Origin of the sequence: Streptomyces sp. NPDC059564, from assembly GCF_042735575.1 — a bacterium.
In the GTDB taxonomy this organism is placed as follows: domain Bacteria; phylum Actinomycetota; class Actinomycetes; order Streptomycetales; family Streptomycetaceae; genus Streptomyces.
The window spans coordinates 37943-59321 of the sequence record NZ_JBHWBP010000004.1 but is presented as its reverse complement, the minus strand read 5'-3'; the positions used below and the strand labels follow the sequence as shown (position 1 = coordinate 59321).

Sequence of the window (21379 nt, the reverse complement as noted above, 5' to 3'; positions counted from 1 at the left end):
ATCACCCTCTACCAATATTGAAGAACCTCTTGAAATAGCCATTATAGCTATCGCCAACGGGATTTGCTTTTACTTCTATGTAGTCGAGCTTCAAATCACTGCGAGCCGTGACCAGCTTCTGCGCCAGACCATCTTCCCCCCTGGCCTGCATCTGGAGAATTATTTCATCGAAATATTCTGGCGTGCCCTGCTTCGCGTTCAGTCGCCCACCGGGGAGTCTCCTCTTCCCGAGTTCTGTGCTGGGCGACGCCTTGGCCTCGATGACGACGTAACGTCCGTCGGTCGTTTGCCAGATCTGGTCGAACCGGTGGGGCCCACGAGCCCCATCGTCCAACCGGACAGCATTTGGGTCAATATCGCGAATCGCATGAAACTCGGCAGCATCCTCACCGAGGTGTTCTCCAGCATTACCCATCGCCGTATGCGTACTCTTGTACTCATAGACCGCCTCTTTGGCGATGAGTTCATTCTCCGGAGTGGGAAACTTTTCAAATTCATCTATGCGGGCATCCTTGACTTTTTCAGCCGCGTTGTCGTAGATGACGGCCGTGCTGCGATCGGCGGCCCGCTGGTGCAGCCTTTCGAGGTAGTCGGGGTGAAGCGTGGACACGCCCTTGGGGATCTTCGGGGTCAGGTAGGTGGGGCTCAGCGTCTGGACGGGCTCCGCGGTGTAGGGGCGCGCGGGATCGCCTGTCTCACGCAGCTGGGACAGGGGGTTGCCCAGCTCGTCCGTGCCTTCGACGCTCAGGCGGCGACCGTTGGACCTGTAATGCTGCCGACGCCACTCGGGGTTGTTGTTCGCCAAGTCGACATGCCGTTGGACCACCGGGTCCGGATGCGTGGACGGGCCCTGTTGAGCCGCGGCATCGTCGTCGGCGCCCGAGCCACTGCCGTTGGAACCGTCGCGCCCGCTGGGGCCCTCGCCCTGGTGCGGGATATCACCACCGTCGCCTTGGTGGGGAACGGTTGGGCTGTCGTGACCGCCACCTCCCGTGCCCGGGCCGTCTCCGTGACCGCCGCCCGTAGGCGGGGCGTCTGTGCCGTGGGTGCCGCCCCCCGTCGGAGCAGTGTCGGTGTTGCCCCGGCCGGGCATGCCTCCACCGCCGCCCGGCTCGGTGTGACTGTTGTGAATGGTGTTGTCCGCGACCCCGCCCGGGGCGTGCTCGGCCGCCCCGCCTGGGGCGTGGGTGGCGGTGCCGCCCGGGGTGTGGGATGCAACGTCCGCCGTGTGGGCACCCGCGGCGACGGTGACCGGCTCGCGCTTAGGGACCTCCGACAGGGGGTGATCCGAGCCCTTCGGGACCTCCGTGAGGGACTGCTTGGGGGCGCCCGTGTGGTCCAGGAGCTGGTTCGTGGTTTTGTCGTAGTACTGGGGGCGGCCCAGCGCGTCGTCGGGCAGCCGGACCGTGTCCTGCGGGTGCGGAAACGTGATCCCGGGAGCGTCAGCCTTCGGGAGGTCCTTCCAGACCACGTCGTCGATCTTTGGGAACGCCCCGTCGACCTTGCCAAGGTTCGCAAACAGCTCCCCGACCTTCAGCTTCGCCAGGGAGCCGGCCTTGACGATGTAGGTGATCGGGTCGATCAACCGGCCAGCCTTACCGGCCGCGCTGATCACCTTGGCCACCGTGCCCGTCTTCGCCGCGGTGCCGGCGCCGCCCGTGAAGATTGTGGTCAGCACGTTGAAGGTCACTGCCCCGGCGGCACGCGCGGGGTTCTTACCCCACTCGTCCCAGGCCACGAGGGCCTTGCCGGTATCCTTCATCGCGTTGCGCGAATCGCGTAGCCACGAGGGGAGTTCCTTGTCGTCGGCCATCCAGAACGCGGTGCCGACGCCCGGGTAGGTGGTCAGTGCCAGGCCCGTAGCGAGCTTGGCCAGGCCCGTCCAGGCCTGGCCCGCCTTGTCCCAGCCGTCCACACCGACGAGGGTGCCGAGGCCGCGGATCGTGCCCCAGATGCCGTCGACGATCAGGCCGTCCCACACGAAGGACTTCGTCCAGTAGCCGATCTCCCAGGCCCGGTGGGTCTCCTCCAGCTGCGAACCCCACGGCAGGTCCTGGACTTTGTTCAGGTCGGATGCCTTGTAGCCGTGCATGTTCGCGCCATGCGAGCCGTCGTCGACCGTCAGCGGCGGATCACCGTACAGCGCGCGGATCTTGCTGGCGCAAGCCCGCTCGGCCGCCCAGAACGCCTCGGCTGCCTCGTTGACGTCACGGAGTAGACCGTTGTTCTCGTCGACCTTGTCCTTGTCGTCCTTCCAGTGGTCATCCCCGGTGATCTTGTTGCTGAAGGTTGTGGCCTTCGACTGGAGTTCCTTCAGCCGCGCCACGATCGGGCGTGCCTCGGTGATGTACTCGCCCAGCGCCTTCGCCGCCGACTCCAGCTGGTCGGCGAAGAAGTCACTGTCCGTCTTGACGGGCTTGGTCGTCGCGAACAGCTGCGCCGCCTCGGGCGCCGAGTAGAACGCGGACAGGCCCTGGAACTCGGAGTCGACGTTCGAACCCGCGTCGCGGAAGGTGCCCGCCGCGGTCGTGATCGCCGTGTGGTCCTGCTCCAAGGCGTCCAGGTCACCGGTGAACTGCGGGATCAGGCATGGATTGATCGGTACGTGGTCCGTCACTTCTGCCCCGCCCCCTGAAGGTTCGACATCCCTCACGCCGCCTCGCGCAGGAATCATGTAACTGGTCCGTCTGTCTACCCAAAGTGCATGGCGAACACAAATCCCGCTCAAGCACAGCATGTTCGACCACGCTCGATGAGGCCCTGGTACGGCCATTTCGGGCCCTCACTACATGGCGGAAAGCGAACGCCCGGCCTGGAGAGAGTCCCTGGCCGGGCGTTCGGAGGCGTGGCGGTGCGCTGGCTGTTATCCGATGGTGCGGGCGGTGTTCCAATCGTCTTCCTCGACGCGCCACCCGTTGCCGATGGCGGTGCGGCCTCCGTAGTAGAGGTGGAGGGTGCCGTCGTTGCGGGTGAGGTAGAGGTCGGGGATGCCGTCGTTGTTGACGTCGGGGGTGCCGCGCAGGAGAGGCCAGGTGGTGCTGTCCCAGCCGGTGGTGCCGTAGGTGAGGTCCTTGCCGTCGGCGGAGTTGACGGCGAGGGCGAGGGAGTTGATGTCGGCGCCGCCGTTGGTGCCGGGCTTGCCTCTGCGTAGGGCGAGGCCTCGGTTGGGGTCGGCGTCGTCGCGGAAGAGGAGGTCGGGGACTCCGTCGCCGGTGACATCTCGGACGTCGATGATGTCGCGCTTGGCCCAGCTGGTGGCGGAGAGCTGGCGGGCTTCGGTGATGCTGGCGCCGCTGTATCCGGTGAGGGTCCAGAAGGTATCGCCGGCGGTGGCGAAGATGTCCTCGGCGTGGTCGCCGTTCATGTCGGGGACGACGACGATCTGGCTGAACGTGGCCGGGTCGGGTGCGCCGGTGGGGAGGAGGATTTCGGTGCGGCGGCTGATGTCGAAGCGGCCGTTGCCGTCGCCCTGGTAGACGTAGAGCTTGCCGTCGGGCATGCGGGTGATGAGGTCGGTGATGCCGTCGCCGGGGTACCAGTCGGTGGAGTGGGCGATCAGCGCGGACTTGCCGCTGGCGTCCTTCCAGTAGCCGGGGGGTGCGGGTTTGCCGTTGTCGGTGGCGGCGGGCATCCAGGCGTCGACGTCGCCGGTGGCGTCGGCGGGGTAGACGCGCAGGTCGCCGGCCCCGTCGATGGCGAGGAGGTCGGCCTTGCCGTCGCCGGTGACGTCGCCGGGACCGTCGAGGCCGGGGCGGGGGCGGACGTAGAAGGTGTAGATGAGCGGGTCGGAGAGGTTCCCGGCCTTGTTGACGATGCGGACGTAGAAGAGGTTCGGTCCGGCGTTGTCGGGGTTCACGTCGACGGTGACGGTGTCCTGCCCGGCGGCGGGGACGGCCTTCTGGTCGTAGACGGGGTGGTTCAGCGACCACTGGAACTCGCGGATGTCGGCCGGGTTGGTGCCGCCCGCGATGACAGTGATCTTGCCGGGGCCGAGCGTGTTCTTGCTCCACTCCGCGCCGTCGGGGCCGGGGGCGGGGAAGTCGTCGGAGCGGATGGTCGGCTTGGTCGGCTGGGTGTGGTCGACGGTGAACGAGCACGGCTTGTCGGTACCGGCCGGCCCTTCGGGTGAGCGTGCGCCGTCGCCGTCGATGGTGACCGCCGCCCAGGAATAGGTGTCGCTCGGGGTGAACAGCTCCCACTTCAGGGTGGTGCGGGCCACTCCGTAACTGTCGGGGGTGACTTCCTGGTCGAAGAGGACCTTGCCGTCGCGTACGCGCCAGATCCGCATCTGGATGGCACGCAGGTTCCCATCCCCGTCACGGCCCTGGACCTCGAACATGACGTCCGACTTGCCGACCTTGGTGAACGGCGCGTCCGTCACGCACAGGCCGCCGGGGACGGTGTCCATGCCGGCCAGGGTGGGCTCGTCGGGGGCCTTGTTGTACTCGACCTCGATGTACGGGGCGCTCTCACCGTTCGCCTGGAACTTCTTCCAGAAGTTCGCATCGCTCTCGTTCGGGGAGCGAAGGCCCAGGGTGAGGTTCTGCCAGGCGCCGCGGGCGCCTTCCTCGACGGTGGGCTTGATGTCGATGCCGACCCAGGCGTCGGGGCAGGAACTGTTGTATCCGTACCCGGTGGAGGCTCCGGCGATCCGCTTGCCCCAGAACGTGCCGTTGTTGGTGTTGTCCCAGGTACTGGAGCTGTTGATCAGCGGGGTGTGGTAGACGTCGAACGCCCGAGCGGTGCAGCCCCACGAATAGGTCTGCAGGAGCCGCAGGTTCGCGGTACGGATCTGCGAGCCGTAGAGCTGGCTGCCGAAGTCGAAGATGAACGCCGCCCGGGACGTACCGCCCGTCGTCGACTCGTAGCCGACACGGGCCTCAGGGGTGCCGGAGCCGCTGTTGTAGTTCTGGCCGTTCCAGAAACTCGAGCCGCCCTCCGTCTTGTAGAAGGTGGACCAGTTCTGCTTGTGGCCCTTGAAGGAGGGGTCGATGAAGACGGGGTAGACGGTGTCCGCATCCTCCAGCAGCTTGCCGTTGGGAGTCACCGTCAGGACGTTCTCTGCGCTGAGTGCGGCGGAGGCGGCCTTCGCATGGTTGCCTTCCGCACCGTTCAGACCCGGCAGGGCAAGCGTCGGGTGGTCCTTGGCCTCCGGCGCTGGTGCGGCTACCGGCTCGCCCTCGGTGACGGCCACCTTCCCGGCGGAGTCCCACATGTAGGGGGTCGGCGAGCCGGCGATCTCCTCGCCCTGAGAGTCCTGGGCGCTCACCGAGCGCGAGGCCTCATCGAGATGGAAGGTCAGGTCCGGGGAGGAGAGGCGGTAGTTCAGCTGGCCCAGCAGGGGATCCTGCGCGGCCTGCTTGTCCTTCACGACCAGCACATGGGTGTAGCCGCCGTCCTGGGCAGTCATCACGAGGTCGATACCCGGGCGGACATTCTCATACAAGGCGCGGGGCCCGGAGATGACGGGCTCGGGCAACGGTCCGGGCCAGTCGACGCTCAGGTCATGGCCGTCCGTGTTCAGGCGGACCAGGTTGGTCCAGGCCGGCTGGGGGGTGCCGTCGGTCTTCGCCACAGCGGGCTGTACGAGGGCGACACGTGACACGCCGCGTGATGCCCGGCTCCCGTCACCGGCAGCCGGCGTCTTGCTGCCGGCGCTGAAGACGACCCGGCCGTTGACGGTCTTCGGGGCGAAGCCGCCGTCCACGCGCTCGAGGGTGGTGTCGATGGGCTTCCACTCGTTGCCGACCTTGGCCCGGGTCGCGAGGCTGGACACTCTCAGCTTGAACGTCCCACCCGGCTGCGCCCAGGTACTGCTGTGCGCAGAGGCCTCAGCCGTGACCTCGACCTCCTTGCCGCTCTCCTTGGCCAGTCGACGGGCCTCGGGCGCGGCAATCGGACCCGAGGGTCCGTTGGACGCGGAGGTGGGCCCCGGCTCGTCTCCGCCGATGGTCAGGTGCACACCCATGGGCACGGCGACGGCCACGGCGAGCAGGGCGGCCAGACCACCCTGGACTAGGCGCCGCCGGTACCAGCGACGGCTCGGCAGTGCGGCCACAACATCGTTTTCCGTCACGGCTGTTGGCGGACTCTCATCCACGGAATCGCTGACAGGCATGGCTCTATTTCTCCCCCCTCGGGCACGCCAAAGCACGGCCCTCGGCACTCAGAAACTGCTTCGACCCAGGGCTCGAAGCGTGAAAGGTCCGCCCCCCAGCAGCCTTTCGCGTGCGGGTTGCGCGAGCTGAGCATGAAGCATCACGCCGACAAGGTCACCCCTCCAGGGTGGTCAAAACCTTTCCGATTTAACACTTTTTACCATCTTTAGTTCCAAGTATTCAGGGCCTAAAGTGATAAAGGCCACACCGGATATTGACTTATGGCTTTTATGAGGCGTCAGGCCACAGAATCAGCTGGCTAATTGCCAGTTTCCTGCCACACGTGTGTCTTACATAGTGGGCAGATCGTGGGGGGTCCAGATGTCGCCGTTCTCGGCGCACCATTTCCGCCTGCCCGGAAACAAGAGAGCCCGCGCAAGACGCGCGCGCCTCGCCGGGCGCACCGGCATCACCGTCTCGGTGGCGCTGCTCGCAACACTCCTGCCCATCCAGGCCTGGGCAGCGCCACCAGGAGACCGCAGCGGTGTCCAGCTGCCCGGCCTTCAGCAGGACATCAAGGCCAAGCTCGACAAGGTCGAGGCGGCCAAACTCGAAGGCTGGGCGGGAGCACCCGTCCAGCCACCGCCCGGATATGAACCGTCGAAGGTGGCACCACCAGCCGGCGGCACGGAACCCGTCACCCTGACCGGTGAACAGCTGGTGCAGGCGGGCACTCTCCCGGTGAGCATCGGCAAGGCCTCCCCCACTCCGGAGAACCCGGCTCCGCCGACGCCCTCCGGCACCTGGTCCGTGGCGGTCGAGACGCGCACCGCCACCGAGGCTGCGCACGTCGACGGCGCGCTCATCAAGGTGACCCCGCCTGTCGACGCGGCGACGCCCGTGGACGTCCAGCTCGACTACAAGAAGTTCAAAGACCTCTACGGCACGGAGTGGGCCACCCGCCTGGAGCTCAAGCAACTCCCCGCGTGCTTCCTGGACACCCCCGACCTTCCCGAGTGCTCCGCCGCGAAGGACGTCCCGAGCACCAACGACCCCGCCACCGGCACCGTCCGCGCCACCGTCGACCCGGACACCGCACCCGGCCAGGGCATGCGCACCATGGCTGGCGGCGGTGGCGGACCGATGGTCCTGGCCGCCTCCGACTCGGCGTCCGGGGCAGGCGGGACCTACAAGGCGACTTCCCTGTCGCCCAGCGGCTCCTGGAGCGCGGGCGGAAGCGGTGGTGGCTTCTCTTGGTCCTACCCGCTCTCAGTGCCGGCCTCGCCTGCTGGGCCCACCCCGAAAATCGGGTTCTCCTACTCCTCGCAGGCTGTCGATGGAAGAACGTCCGTAGCCAACGGTCAGGCCTCTTGGATCGGCGACGGCTGGGGCTACGAGCCAGGATTCATCGAACGCCGGTACCGTTCCTGCTCGGACGACCTCAAAGCAAGCCCGAGTCGACCGAATAACGACAATGCCACGGACAAGAAGAAGGGCGACCTGTGCTGGACCGGTGACAGTATGGTCATGTCGCTGGGCGGCTCTACGACCGAGCTGCTTCACGACACCACCACAGGTGCCTGGATCCCTGCCAACGACGACGGCTCCAGGGTCGAACGCAAGACCGACCCGAGCGTCGCCAACGGCGCCAAGGACGGCGAGTACTGGGTTGTCACCACTCGCGACGGCACCCGGTACTTCTTCGGCCGCCACGACGTCGACGGCGCGGGCAGCCGCCCAGTCACGAACTCTGTCCTCACTGTGCCGGTCTTCGGCAACCACCCCGGCGAGCCCTGCTACCAGACCTCGTTCGACGCTTCCAGCTGCGTCCAGGCTTGGCGCTGGAACGCGGACTACGTCGAAGACGTCCACGGCAACGCCATGATCATCGACTGGGCCAAGGAAACCAACCGCTACGCCAAGAACTCCAAGTACAAGGAGCCCATCGCGTACGACCGGGCCGGCTACCCGACACAGATCACCTACGGCCTGCGCAACAACAACCTCTCCGGCCCGCCCGCCGCCAAGGTTGCCTTCGAAGTCGCCGAACGATGCATCAAGGAGGGCACCACACAGTGCTCCAACGCAGAGTTTGAGGGCAACAACTACGGCGACAAGCAGCCATGGTGGGACACACCTTCTACGCTCTACTGCAAGGAGGGCGCCAAGGACTGCTACGTCACCTCGCCGTCCTTCTGGACGCGCAAGCGCCTGACCGCCGTCACCACCTCCGCTCAGCGCACTGAAGGCTCTCCCGCTCTGTCACTCGTGGATCGCTGGACGCTTGCCCAGTCCTTCCCCCGGCAGCGCACCGACACTCACCCGCCGCTCTGGCTGGAGTCGATCACCCGCACCGGCTACGGCACCACCAAGGATGCTGCCGGAAACCAAGAATCCGCCACACTTCCCCCGGTCTCCTTTGTCGCCAACGTCCAGGACATGCCCAACCGCGTCGCAACCAGCATCACCGACGCAACGCCCGATTTCGACCGTCTGCGTGTGGAGACCATCCGCACCGAGACGGGCGGCGAGATTTCCGTCGACTACTCCGCTCCCTGCCCCGTTGGCGGCGCGCACCCGAAGCCGGAGGAGAACACCACCCGCTGCTTCCCCGTCAACTGGTCCCCAGACGGCGAGCTTGAGAAGCCCCCGCTGGAATGGTTCAACAAGTACGTCGTCGACAAGGTCACCGAAAAGGACCGTGTCGCCCGCCAGCCCGACGTCACCACCAGCTACACCTACGAAGGCGACGCAGCCTGGGCCAAGGACACCAACGAGTTCGCCAAACCCGAGCTGCGCACCTACAGCGAATGGCGCGGCTACGGCAGCGTCGTTGTGAACAGGGGTGTGACTGCAAACGCGGGCAAGCCCGACGCCACCGAACAGTCCCAGACCCGCACCCGCTACTTCCGCGGCATGTCGGGCGACGCCAGCCGCGCCAAGATCACTGTCAAGGACTCTACCGGGGCCGAAGACCTCGGCGAGGACCTTCTCCAGCTGCAGGGACGAGAAGCCGAGACGATCACCTACACAAAGGCTGGAGGGGAGATCTCCTCGCGGGTGTTGACCTGGCCCTGGATGCAGAAAACAGCCTCCAAGCCCAGGGATGGGACCACACCCCTGGAAGCGTTCCGCACGGGTACCGCTCGGACCGACGCGATGCAGGCGATCAGCGGCGGCCGCACACAGATGCTGCGCACCCGCAACACCTTCGAGACTACGTACGGTCTGCCTCAGACGATCGAGGCCGAAGTCCTTGTGCCGAACGGGACTGGATGGACGTCTTCGAACCAGCAGTGCGTGACGGCCACCTACGTTCACAACACTGCCAAGCACCTCATCGGCCTGGCCCAGCGCACGCGCACCACCGCGGGCGACTGCACTAAGGCCGCAGCCGGCCAGGTCCTGGCTGACCGACGGATCTCGTACGACGCTCCGAACAACTTCGGCGCAACGCCGGACAAGGGACTCCAAGTCCAGACAGACTCCCTTGACGGTGCGGGTACCGGCTGGACTACCGAGTTCCGGACGGACTTCGACGCGCTCGGCCGCCCTATCAAGAACTACGACGCGGCCGGGAACGCCACCGCGACCAGCTACAGCCCTGCGACCGGCGCGGTCTTCACCACCACGATCACCAACGCCCTCGGCCACACCGTGACGGCCAAGTCCGAACCGGGCCGCGGCAGCGTCCTGGAAACCCTGGACACCAACGGCCGCAAGGTGAGCACGGCCTACGACGCCCTCGGGCGCACCACTGGGGTCTGGACACCTTCGCGGAAGCAGGGCATTGACAAGGCCGCCCTCACTTACAGCTACCAGATCACGGAGCACGAGCCCCCAGTCGTCACCACCAACACCCTCCAGGACGACGGCACCTATAAGCAGGCCATCACGATCTACGACGGTCTGCTGCGCCCACGTCAGACCCAGGGCGAGGCCGTCGGCGGTGGCCGCATCATCACCGACACGCTGTACAACGCAAACGGCGCTGTCCGCCAGACCAACAACGCCTACTACGCCGAAGGGGCGCCCTCGAAGACGTTCTTCGTCCCTGAGAATGTCTTCCACGTACCGAACTCAACCAAGGCAGCCTACGACGGTCTCGGCCGAACCGTCAGTGTGACCACTCTGTACGCGGACGTCCCGCAGTACTCCGCAACCACGCAGTACGGGGGTGACTTCACCCTCACTCGCTCCGCCATGTCCGTCGACGGCACGACCTCCCTCACGGGTAGCCGGGCCGCGAAGACCTGGAAGGACCCGCTCGGGCGCACCACGGCCGTCGAGCACGCCACCTCTACCGACCTAACCACCTGGAACCGGACCTCCTACGCCTATGACCTGCGCAGCCAGCTGTCGCAGGTCACCGACGCAGCCGGCAACAAGTGGACCTACGGCTACGACGCCCGCAACCGGAAGACATACTCGGAAGACCCGGACACCGGACGGTCGGAGTTCGGCTACAACAACCTCGACCAGCAGATCTGGACGAAGGACTCGACCGGGCGCACCCAGTACAACATCATCGACGCGCTCGGCCGTATGACCGAGCTGCGTGACAACGCAGCCGACGGCCCACTGGTCGCGTCCTGGACCTTCGATACTCTGCCGGGAGCGAAGGGCAAGCCCGTCGCCTCCACTCACTACGAGGGCGGGGTGGCATACACGAGCGAGGTCACCGGCTACGACAGCGAGTACCGGCCGACTGCATCGAAGATCACGATCCCGGACGTGCCCGCTACGAGGGGCCTGGCTGGCACCTACGCCTACGCCACCACCTACACGCCGACCGGCAAGGTTCAGTCGACCACCCTCCCGGCTACCCCGGGCGGCCTGGCGGCGGAGAAGCTGGTCACCCGCTACAACACCGACGCCATGCCACAGACCCTCTCGGGCCTGAACTGGTACACCGCCGACATCAAGTACAGCCCCTTCGGCGAGGTCCTGCGCACCGCATCCGGCAACGCCCCGAACCGCGTGTGGACGACCACCCTCTACAACCAGAACACCCGGCAGATCTCCAACCAGATCAGCGATCGCGAGACCGGCCCGAACCGCATCAGCGACGTCTCCTACAACTACGACATCGCGGGCAACATCACCTCGGTCACCGACACACAGCCCGCCGGTCGGGTCGACCGAACCTGCTACGTGTACGACCCGATGGGCCAGCTCAGCAAAGCCTGGACGGGCAAGACGGCGGCCTGCACTGGCCCCTCCCTGGCAGACGTCACCTCGGGTCCGGAAGGTGACGGCTTCTGGCAGGAATACCAGTTCGACGCGATCGGCAACCGCACCAAGCTCATCAACCGTGACCTGACCAATGGCGCGCTGGATGATGAAACCACCTACACCTACGGCGTCACCATCGCCGGCGGCGCCCAGCCACCGCTGAAGACCCAGCCCCACGCCCTGTCCAAAGCCGAGAAGACCACCCGCAGTCAGGGCTCCACGGTCACCTCGCTCACTGACTACACCTACGACGCCTCCGGCAACACCAAGAGCCGACGGATCGACGGCGACACCCAGACCCTGAACTGGGACCGCCGGAACAAGCTCACCTCGGCCAGCAGCCCCGGCATCGGAGCCGTCTCCGTCATCGGCTCTTCAGGCAAGTGCGTCGATGTCGAGAGCAGCGGTACGGCCGACGGCACCCCGGTGCAGATCTACCCCTGCAACGAAACCAAGGCACAACAGTGGCGTCTCACCGGCGACACCGTCCGCGCCCTGGACAAGTGCCTCACGACCAACGGCAGCAAGCTGGTCCTGTCGTCTTGTGACGGCAGCGACAGGCAGAAGTTCGTCTACCGTGCCGGCGACAAGTCGTTGAACAACCCAGCGACCAACCAGTGCGTCGATGTTCCCAACAACGCGGCCGACGGCGGCGACCTCCAGCTATGGTCCTGCAACGCCACCGCCCCCCAGCAGTTCAGCTTCGACAACACCACCACCTACATCTATGACGCCGGTGGCAACCGCCTCATCGAGGAAACTGGCAGCTCCCGCACCCTCTACCTCGGCGACGCCGAGATCACCGTCAACAAGGCCGGCCAGGCCCTTGACGCCTTCCGCTATTACAGCGGCGCCGGCGCCACCACCGTCCGCCACACCAGCGGCAAGGCCACCAACCACCAGCTCAGCGTCCAACTATCCGACCACCACGGAACCGCCACCACCACGATCGACCTCGGGGCTGGCCAGAACGTCACCCGCCGCAAGTCCGACCCCTACGGCAACCCCCGCGGAACCCAGCCCGGCAACTGGCCCGGCAACCGCGGCTTCCTCGGTACCGGCGTCGACGACACCAACACCGGCCTCACCCACATCGGCGCCCGCGAATACGAACCCACCACCGGCCGCTTCATCTCCGTCGACCCCATCATCGACATCACCAACCCGCTGCAGATGAACGGGTACACCTACGCCAACGGCAACCCCGTCGGTGGATCCGACCCGTCCGGCCTCTTCTGCGACGGCTGCAGCGTCGGAAACCCAGACAGCGTCTGGAACCCCGACCCTCCCCGCCTCGACCACTACTGCGACGGCTGCAACATCGGAAACACCGACAGCGTCTGGAACCGCGATCGCAGTAGCGCAACCAGCGGCAGCGGATTCCACGGCGGCTACATCGGCGGCAACACCGGCGGTAAAGGCACCGGGAACACCGACGGACGAAGCGGCGGAAACAAGCACGGTGCCGGCACCGTCAGAATAACCATCGCAGGGCAGGATCTACCGACACAAGAAGAACTAAACGCACGGAATATCATTGTATATCCCAAGCACCGGAGCTACGAAGACAACATTCACACCTGGGCCTATGGCCTCTGCGGCCCGGACTCCATCACGAATAAGAAATTCTGTGATGTAGCCAACGGAATCGGACTGTCGACCCCCACCACAGGCGACTGGATGGCATTCCTCGGCATTCGCAGCCTCTATGAATGCATCACCGGCCCGAACTCAAATGGCGAATGCTATCAGGCGGGCAACGATGCCATCGCAGGGGCAGCATCTATAGGCTTCGGCATGGCCGTCGGCGAAGCTGCCTCAACCGCCCGCGCCACGAAAAAGATCAGCATTTGCCCCAATAGTTTTATCGCAGGCACTCTCATCCTGATGGCCGACGGCACTACAAAGAAGATCGAGGACGTACGCACAGGGGACGAGGTAGTCGCAACAGACCCAGACACGGGTGAGACCGCCTCGAAGACGGTCACTGCGGAGATATTCACAGAAGATGACAAGAACTTCGCAGACCTAACGATCTTGACAGAAGACGGGCCTCAGCCCGTGACCACAACTGAGCATCACCCGTTCTGGTCCAAGTCTGCATCCGCCTGGGTCGACGCCGGCCAGTTGGAGCCCGGAACAATATTTGAGGCGACCAGTGGGAAGACAGCACGGCTGGCGGGCTCAAGGCTGTACGAGGCAAGGAATGGAACCTACAACCTCACCATTGCCGAACTTCACACGTACTATGTACTCGCCGGAAACACGCCGGTGCTCGTCCACAACAGCAGTACGGGCTGTCCAATCGATTTGGGTAACGGCCTGTTCCAGCATTCCGATGGATCAATTCGAGATGCGAAGGGTCATTTCGCAAGCTCGACTGGCGCCCGTGTTGGAGCCTCAGCCGAAGCGAATGCATGGGATCACCTTGAGACTGAAGGGCACACGGTAGTCAGGCGCACGGTCGCGGTGAAGGGCAACGGCGGCCAGACTAGGTACTACGACGGAGCAATCGATCTCGGCGGTGGTAACTACATCGGGGTTGAGGTAAAGTCGGGCGGCGCGTCCCGCACCCCCGAGCAGCGCGAGTTTGACGACTGGGTCGGTCTAGGAAACTCTGCAACCGGCATTGGGCAGTCAAAGGGATTCAATATAGTCGGCGTTTTCGACGCCATTACCCCATAATCGAGGTGTAGCGACAGTGAAGCCCCCGTCGAAGTCGGACTATTTGCGCCTTATTCGGCCTGTCATTCAAGGCAGTCCAGCTGCCACACTAAAGAGTGAGGGATTCGCCGGGGGCTCCCTATCGTTCGTTCGCTCAATCGGTGACGTGAAGCAGGAGGTGGAGTTTGGGCTGTTCGTTCGCCCTAAGCATGCGAGGGACAGCGCCCAGCTCGTTCTCAACACCCACATCTCGCCAGCGAGCGCAATTGAGATCTACCAGGAGATGCTTCCGAACGATCCGAACCCGCTGGAATCGTGCCGCATCTCTTCCCCCATTGAGTCAATTGCCCGTGAGCGGGTGGGTATGTGGCTGTTCAAGGATGAGGTGTCGGCAGCATCGCTGGAGGATAGTGTGCTGCGAGCTGTTTCCAGCTCTGTCCTACCCTATCTGGAGGAAGCATCATCGACGGAGGCGCTGTTCGCGATTTGCCGGGACGGCGTAGAGAAGGCCGCCTCCTTTCTGGGCTATAGCGCAGGCAATCGCGCCACACTTGGGGCGGCTCTGGCTGTTTCGATCGGAAAACCATCTGAGGCTCTCGACCTGGCCAGACTGGCATATTCCGATAATTCGAATCTGCGCGCACAGTACGGATCCGTTTTCTCGTACCTGGAGAACACGAATAGGGATTGATTTACGTTCTCAGCGAGCCCTCTGCTAGCGAAAGAGATCCCGCTTGAAAACAGAAAGAGCCCCACCGGGATAGCTCCGGTGGGGCTCTTTTTCTGACTTAACGCTGCAGTTGAAAGATGTTCCTCACCAGCGGCGCAAGGCCTTCGATGGGTTCGGGATGCCAGTTTGGCCAGCGAATCCTTCAAGTGTTCCCAGGCACTTTCGACTGGGATGTCGGATGCGTAGGCGGGATCCAGAAAATGGCGAGCGAGTCGAAGCTATGGTCGCAGAACTTCCACAAACGCGGTATTGGTGGGTGGCGGGTTGTCCCAGACCACGACATCAGGGGCCGCTGCCGGCAAGCTGAGGCGAGCAGGGCGGCGAACTCGCGGGCTCTGAACCCCTTGCTGTCGACCGTCCGCCCGCCGGGCTGGGTCCGGTAGATCAACCGGGTCTCACGTTCGGGAGTCGCGGACGCCAGCGGCGGCGTTGTCGAAGTCGAGGTCTTTCCCAGTGGAGGCCGAGTAGTTCCCCCTTGCAGAGGCCGGTACGGAGAGTGGGTGCGAGTGCGAACAGAGTGCGAACAGAGTTTGCAGCCAACTTGCGCAGGTTGCGAAGAACTGGAAGGCCTTGTTCGCAGTGAAGAGTTCTGACCGCATCACCCCGACGACCCCATACGAGCTCGTAGGAATCCTTGAACCCTCTACTAAACGGCCGTGCAGAAAGGCATCCCGTCGACGGCACTAGGGTTTGGATTGAAGCGCAAACTGATGCACGGTCTGCGTGGATCGGGGGCGGTGGGGCGCATGAGGTAGGCGCGCGGGGAGTATGGACTCCGAAAGTTGTCGAGTTACACGCTCAGCGTGCAGATGCGCGCCGACGCGGCGCAACTGCTGTCCAGCGTCCGCGGGGTGTCTGGTGCGCTTCGTGCTCTCGGCCGCGATGTCGACGCCATTCACCGGCAGCTGGGCCGCGTCGGGTCCGGAGGCGCGTCGGGGCTACGGGACATCGCCCGGGATTCGGACGGTGCGCGCCGGGCCCTTCGCCAAGCCGGAGCCGACGGTAACGCCTCGATGGGTCAGCTGCGGCGCGGCCTGCTGGGCGCCCGCCAGGAGGCTCACCAACTTCAGGGTCTCCTCGTGGGTGGCGGCATGGTCGCCGGGCTCGCAGAGATTGCCCGTGAGGGCAATGAGTACCAGCGCGCCGTACAGAAGTGGGGCGCGGTCACGGGCGCCTCTGGCCAGGAGATGGTCATGGCGGCCGCTACGGCTCGTGAGCTTGGCGCCGACCTCAGGATCCCGGGTACGTCGGCCGCGAAAGCGGCGGACGCGATGCTGGAGCTTGCCAAGGCGGGCCAGACCTCCACCTCGTCGATCGCGAACGCGCGGGCGGCGATGCAGCTCGCGGCTGCTGACAACCTTTCGGCTGCCGACGCCGCCCGGTATCTCGGCGACGTCATGGACCAGTTCGGGCTCAGCTCGAACCACGCGGGCCGGGCCGCCGACGTCCTCGCGGCCGGCGCGAACGCGGCCTCCGGTGGGCTCCAGGACATCTACTACGCGATGTCGTACACCGGCCCGGTCGCCGCGCAGTTGGGGATCTCGCTGGAGGACACGGCATCGGCGGTCGCGATGCTGGCCCGGTCCGGCATCCTCGGCTCCAAGGCGGGGACGTCCCTGCGCGGCATCTTCACGAACCTTGCCGCGCCGACCAAGCGGATGAAGGAAGGCCTGTCCGAGCTCGGAATCGAAGCCTGGGACGCGCAAGGGAACTTCAAGGGCCTGAGGACCGTCGTCGAGGGGTTCGAGAAGGCCCAGCATCGGCTGAGCCAGAAGGACTTCGCCGCCTCCCTGTCGAAGGTCGTCGGCAAGCCCGCGCTGGCGGGCGCGATGGCGCTCGCGCACCAGGGTGTCGAGTCCTTCGACCAGATGCGAACCGCGATCGGCCGCACCGGTGCGGCCGGAGAAATCGCCGCCTCGCAGACCAAGGGCCTGGCCGGTGCGCTCACCCAGTTGAAAAGCCAGGCCAAGAACAGCGGCCAGGTCCTCTACACCGCTGCCGCGCCCGCGCTCGAGAAGGTCGCCCGGCTCACCACGAAGGCGCTCGGTGCGGGCACCCCGGCCGTTGCCGGGGCCCTTGACTACCTCCACGACCTGTACACGCTGGCGAAGCCGTCGATGTCGAAGGCGGCCGCGAGCGGCCTGGCCGAGGTCCGCGACGTCCTGGGGAGCCTTGGCGCCCCGGTAAAGGGCATGGCGTTCGATGCTCTGGCTTCCGCGATCAACGTGGTGGTCAACGCCAGCCGGGCCGGTATCGACATCCTCGGGAACCTGGGAGATGCCCTCTCCCCGGTCGCGGAAGCCCTCTCTGAGGTGACCAGCGAGAGCGGGGCGGGTGCGACTGCTCTGGACATCATCGTCACCGCCCTGAACCTGACGAGCAGCGCGGCGTCGACCGTGTCCGGGGCGCTCATCCCGATCGGTGAGGCTGTGGCCTGGCTGGTGCGCGGATTCTCCGCCCTGCCGGGCCCGGTGCAGACCGCGATCGTGGCGATGATGCTGGCCAACCGGGTCGCGCCGACGATGTCGCGGCTCGCTGGAACCGTGTCCGGACCGGTGGTCGGGGCGTACCGGTCGTGGGGCGAGCAGATGCGCGTACAAGCCTCCCTCGCCTCCGCGCAGGGCCAGTCCGTGGGCCGCATCGGTCAGGCCCTCGCCGTGCTCCAGACCCGTATCCCCATCGTCGGGCAGATGAGTGCCGCCTTCCGTTCCGCAGAAGGGCCGGCTTCCGGGCTGGCCAGGTCGATCGGCGTCGGTCTGGGCGGGGCGGCGCGCGGGCTGATGGGTGCTCTCGGCGGCCCATGGGGCGTCGCGATCGCTGCCGCCGGCGTCGGGCTGTCCATGCTGGCCTCGCACCAGCAGAAGGCCGCGCAGGCCGCCGCCGATCACCAGCAGCGCATCAGCAGCCTCTCCCAGGCGCTGCGGGAGTCGAACGGTGCGATAACCGACAGCGTCCGCGGGGCGGCCGCCCAGGCCGTCATGGACACCAAGGTCAAGGACGGCAAGGCCCGCCTGATCGACGTTATGGCGAAGGCCGGCGTCAACGCACGTCAGCTCACCGACGCCTACCTCGGACAGGACGGCGGCCTCAACGCCCTCCAGAGGAGTTTGCAGGAGACCGCCGACGCCAACCGCGAGCTCCTCGTCACCTCGGGTGGTGGCGCGCTCGTCTACACAGAGCAGGGCCTCGCCTATGCGAACGCGGCGAAGGCCCTCGGTTCGGTCAAGGGCGAGATGTCCCAGGCCGTGGAGGATGCCAAGAACCTCGCGGACGCCACCGGTTCCGGCGCCAAGTCGGCCGCCGACTCGGTCGGGCCGTTCGGCAAGTTCTCCGACGCGATGCGCCGCCTGTCGGACACGACCGCCGACGCCGACACCCGGGCCCGCGCCCTGCACGACGCCCTGAACATCCTTGCTGGCGGGTCGGTGAACCTGTCGGCGGCCGAGGCCCGCCTGAACCGTTCGGTGTCCGACGCCTCCGAGGCGCTGAAGGGCGGCATCGACCACGCCGAGGGGTACGGCAACGTCCTGTTGAACATGGACGGCTCCCTGTCCACGGTCACCCGCAACGGGCAGCGGCTCTTCGACGTCCTCCAAGGGCTGTCGACGAACTCGGCGGATGCTGCGCTGGCTGCGTACCAGTTCGCGGAGGCCAACGGGAAGTCAGTGCCGGAGGCCCTCCAGGCTGCACAGAAGCAGATGCAGACGGCTCGGGACGCCGCGATCTCCACCGCTCAGGGGTTCGGGCTGTCCGCGGAGCAGGCGGGCAAGCTCGCTGACGCCGCGAGTCTGCTGCCCGAACAGGTCTCGATTCTCCTCCAGACCGCCGGCATGGATGTGTCGATGTCTGAGCTGATCGCGGTGCAGCAGGCCCTGAAGGCGACACCCGACCACAAGACGGTGACCATCGCGACGCTGTCCAACGAGGCACGCGAGGATCTGAAGAAGCTCGGGTTCTCGATCACCGATCTCAAGGACCGGCGGGTGCAGGTGACCGCGCCGACCGACATGGCGCGCACCGACCTGGATGCGCTGATCACCAAAATCAGCGAGACGCCCGGGGCGAAGCACGTCGCAGTGTCCTCGTCGACGGCGGCGACGATCGCGAGCTTGGAGAGCGTCAAGGCGGCGATCGCGGGCGTTCCGGGCGGCAAGTCCGTCGTCGTGAGCGCGCCGACCGATGTCGCTAGGCAGGAGCTCCTGAACCTCGGGTTCTCCATCGAAGCGGTGCCGGGCAGCAAGAACGTGTCGGTGACCGTGCCGACGGGGTCTGCGACGAGCGGGGCCGCCACCATCCAGGGCGCCATCAACTCGATCGTCGGGCGCACGGTGACCGTCACCACCGTCCACAACGACATCTGGCGGACTTCGTCCGAGCGCGGGCCGGGCCCGTGGGCGGACGGACCTGTCTTTCACGCCGACGGTGCGATCGTCACCTACGCCTCCGGCGGTGTCCGGGAGAACCACGTCGCGCAGATCGCGCGCGGCGGCGAGTGGCGGGTGTGGGCGGAAGACGAAACCCAGGGCGAGGCGTACATTCCGTTCGCGTCCAGCAAGCGGGCCCGGTCGAAGGCGATCCTCGACCAGGTGGCGCGCCGCTTCGGCGGTGAGGTGACCTACAACGCATCCGGTGGCCTGTCCGACTGGTCGTATCAGCCGCTCGGCGGGTCCGTGTTCTCAATCAGCGACGTCGTGTCCAAGTCGCAGAAGAAGAGCGGCGACAAGGAAGTCTTCGACCTCGGCCTGTTCGAGTCGAACCTACGCAAGTCCGTGTCCACGGCGCAGTCCTGGCGCTCCAATCTGACCACGGTCGCACAGCGCGCCGGCACTGATGTGGCCAAGGCGTTGGAGGACATGGGTGACGACGGTGTTGAGCTGACGCGGAAGATGGCCACCGGCTCCACCCGTTACGTGCAGGACATGGCGGACCAGCTGAAAAAGCTGTCCGCGACCGCGCGCGCGAGCCTGGCCGACTACACGGCTCAGCTCCAGAACGCTGTAAAGGACAACGCCGCCTTCCAGAGCGCGCTGACGCAGCTGGCGACGAGCGGGCTCGGCGCGCTCGCGGAACGGCTGGCCAAGCAGAACGATGCGAGCGCGGAGGCTCTGGCACAGGAGGCGGTTCGCGACCGCGGCAAGGCGGATAAGGCGAACGCCGCTGCGGAGGCCGCGGGCAAGTCCCTCGACGGAGAGCAGCTGACCGACCTGGTGAAGCTGATCGGGTCGCTCGGAGCCGGTCGTGGAATCCACGACGTCGCGGACCAGACGGGGCTCGGCGAGGACAGGCTGATCGAGGTCGCCAACCTCGCTGCCGGGCAGCTCCGGGCTACCGGTTCGCGCGGGGAACGGTTCCTTGCGGACCTGGTGAAGGCGAACCGTGGTCTGGCCTACGCAAACGGCGGTATCTGGGAGCCGGGCGTGTACGGCGGCGGGGGTGCCCCGAGGGGGTTGATCAAGTTCGCGGAGCCTGAGACCCAGGGCGAGTCGTACATCCCACACGCGGCGGCGAAGCGGGGCAGGGCGACGGCTGTGCTGTCGGAGACCGCCGGCCGGTTCGGGTACGGGCTGGTGCCTCGCAAGCTGGTAGATGCCGGGGCCGGGCGCGCTCAGGTCGTCGTGGTGCAGCAGTCGCCCGCCATCGGCAGTCAGACCATCAACGTGGCGAACAGCCCGGCGTCCGCGAGCGACATCGCCGCGTCGATGGCCTACCAGCTGCGCCGGGCGAAGCGCGGGGGCCTGCGGTGAGCGTTGTACTGAAGGACTTCCAGTTGGAACTGGGCGGCGTCGTCATCGGGCACGGGACACGGGTGCCGATCGCGGAGATCGAGGGCCTGGGCCGGGCCCCGGTGCGCGGTGACGTTGTGGCTCGGCCGGGCGCGGATGGGGCGTGGGCGGGCACCGACTGGTACGAGGCCCGGACGATCCGTATCGACTGCGGGATCCGGACACCCGGTGATCCGGCGGCCGGTGTGGGGATCCTCGCGGATCTGCAAGAGCTCGCGGACGCTCCCGAGGCACGTACGGCGCCGGGTGCGGTGATGCCGCTGCGAATCAAGTGGCCCGGCCGCGAGGCCCGGGTTCTGTTCGGCCGGCTGCGGCGGGTGGATCCGTCGTGGGAGAAGGCTGCCGTCGGCTGGATACCCCTGGACATCGAGTTCGTCGCCGTCGACCCCCGGTTCTACGTGGACGCCACGTCGGCGCTGACGTTGTCGCTGTCCACGAAGGGGCTTGGCGGGCTGAAGGCCCCGCTGGTCGCCCCGTTGAACACGGGCGTGTCCGTCCCGGACGAGCGGCGCGGCTGGGTACGCAACGACGGCACTCTGCCGGCCTGGCCGTCCCTGCGGATCAGCGGGCCCTGCATCGACCCCCGCATCTACATGCCGAAGACGAGCCAGCTGCTCCAGCTGTCCGTAGCCCTGACCACCGGCGAGTTCATCGACATCGAGACCCGGCCAGGGACGCGGTGGGCTCTGCGCAACGGAGTCGAGAACGTCGCCGTGGGCTTGTCGACGGACTCACGGCTGGACCGCTTCCAGATCCCGGTGGGTTCCACCGAGCTGTGGTGGACCGCGCGCGGCTACTCCTCGGCGTCACGCCTGTCGGTGACGTGGCGGGCCCCCTTCAAATCCCTGTAACCCCTTCTCAAGGACTCC

At 66.2% G+C, this 21379-nt stretch carries 6 protein-coding genes; 4 read left to right on the top strand and 2 right to left on the bottom strand.

The annotated features are described in order from the left end of the window. Position 1 precedes the first annotated feature (1 nt). Together ACFV0Q_RS02070 and ACFV0Q_RS02065 are read right to left on the bottom strand one after the other, a co-directional pair. Positions 2-2617: a hypothetical protein gene (locus ACFV0Q_RS02070; RefSeq protein WP_384999025.1), complete on the bottom strand. Its 2616-nt coding sequence runs from the start codon at positions 2615-2617 to the stop codon at positions 2-4. A gap of 246 nt (positions 2618-2863) precedes the next feature. Continuing rightward, positions 2864-6058, bottom strand: a complete 3195-nt coding sequence (locus ACFV0Q_RS02065) for a DNRLRE domain-containing protein (protein ID WP_384999022.1) — start codon at positions 6056-6058, stop codon at positions 2864-2866. 421 nt (positions 6059-6479) lie between these two features. Here ACFV0Q_RS02065 and ACFV0Q_RS02060 point away from each other — a divergent pair, with 421 nt between their 5' ends. The 4 genes from ACFV0Q_RS02060 to ACFV0Q_RS02045 all read left to right on the top strand — a co-directional run bounded on the left by ACFV0Q_RS02060 (position 6480) and on the right by ACFV0Q_RS02045 (position 21361). Beyond that, positions 6480-14018 carry a ricin-type beta-trefoil lectin domain protein gene (locus ACFV0Q_RS02060; RefSeq protein ID WP_384999019.1) on the top strand — a complete coding sequence of 2513 codons (7539 nt, stop codon included), beginning with the start codon at positions 6480-6482 and terminating at the stop codon, positions 14016-14018. A gap of 145 nt (positions 14019-14163) precedes the next feature. Then, on the top strand, positions 14164-14688 hold the full coding sequence (locus ACFV0Q_RS02055; RefSeq protein ID WP_384999016.1) for a hypothetical protein: 525 nt from the start codon (positions 14164-14166) through the stop codon (positions 14686-14688). Positions 14689-15536: 848 nt separating this feature from the next. Continuing rightward, positions 15537-20471 (top strand): phage tail tape measure protein, encoded by a 4935-nt coding sequence (locus tag ACFV0Q_RS02050; RefSeq protein WP_384999146.1) that lies wholly within the window; start codon positions 15537-15539, stop codon positions 20469-20471. Then, positions 20468-21361, top strand: coding sequence for a hypothetical protein (locus ACFV0Q_RS02045; protein WP_384999014.1), 894 nt, complete (start codon positions 20468-20470; stop codon positions 21359-21361). Before ACFV0Q_RS02050 ends, ACFV0Q_RS02045 begins: the two co-directional genes overlap by 4 nt. The last annotated feature ends 18 nt before the right edge of the window (positions 21362-21379 follow it).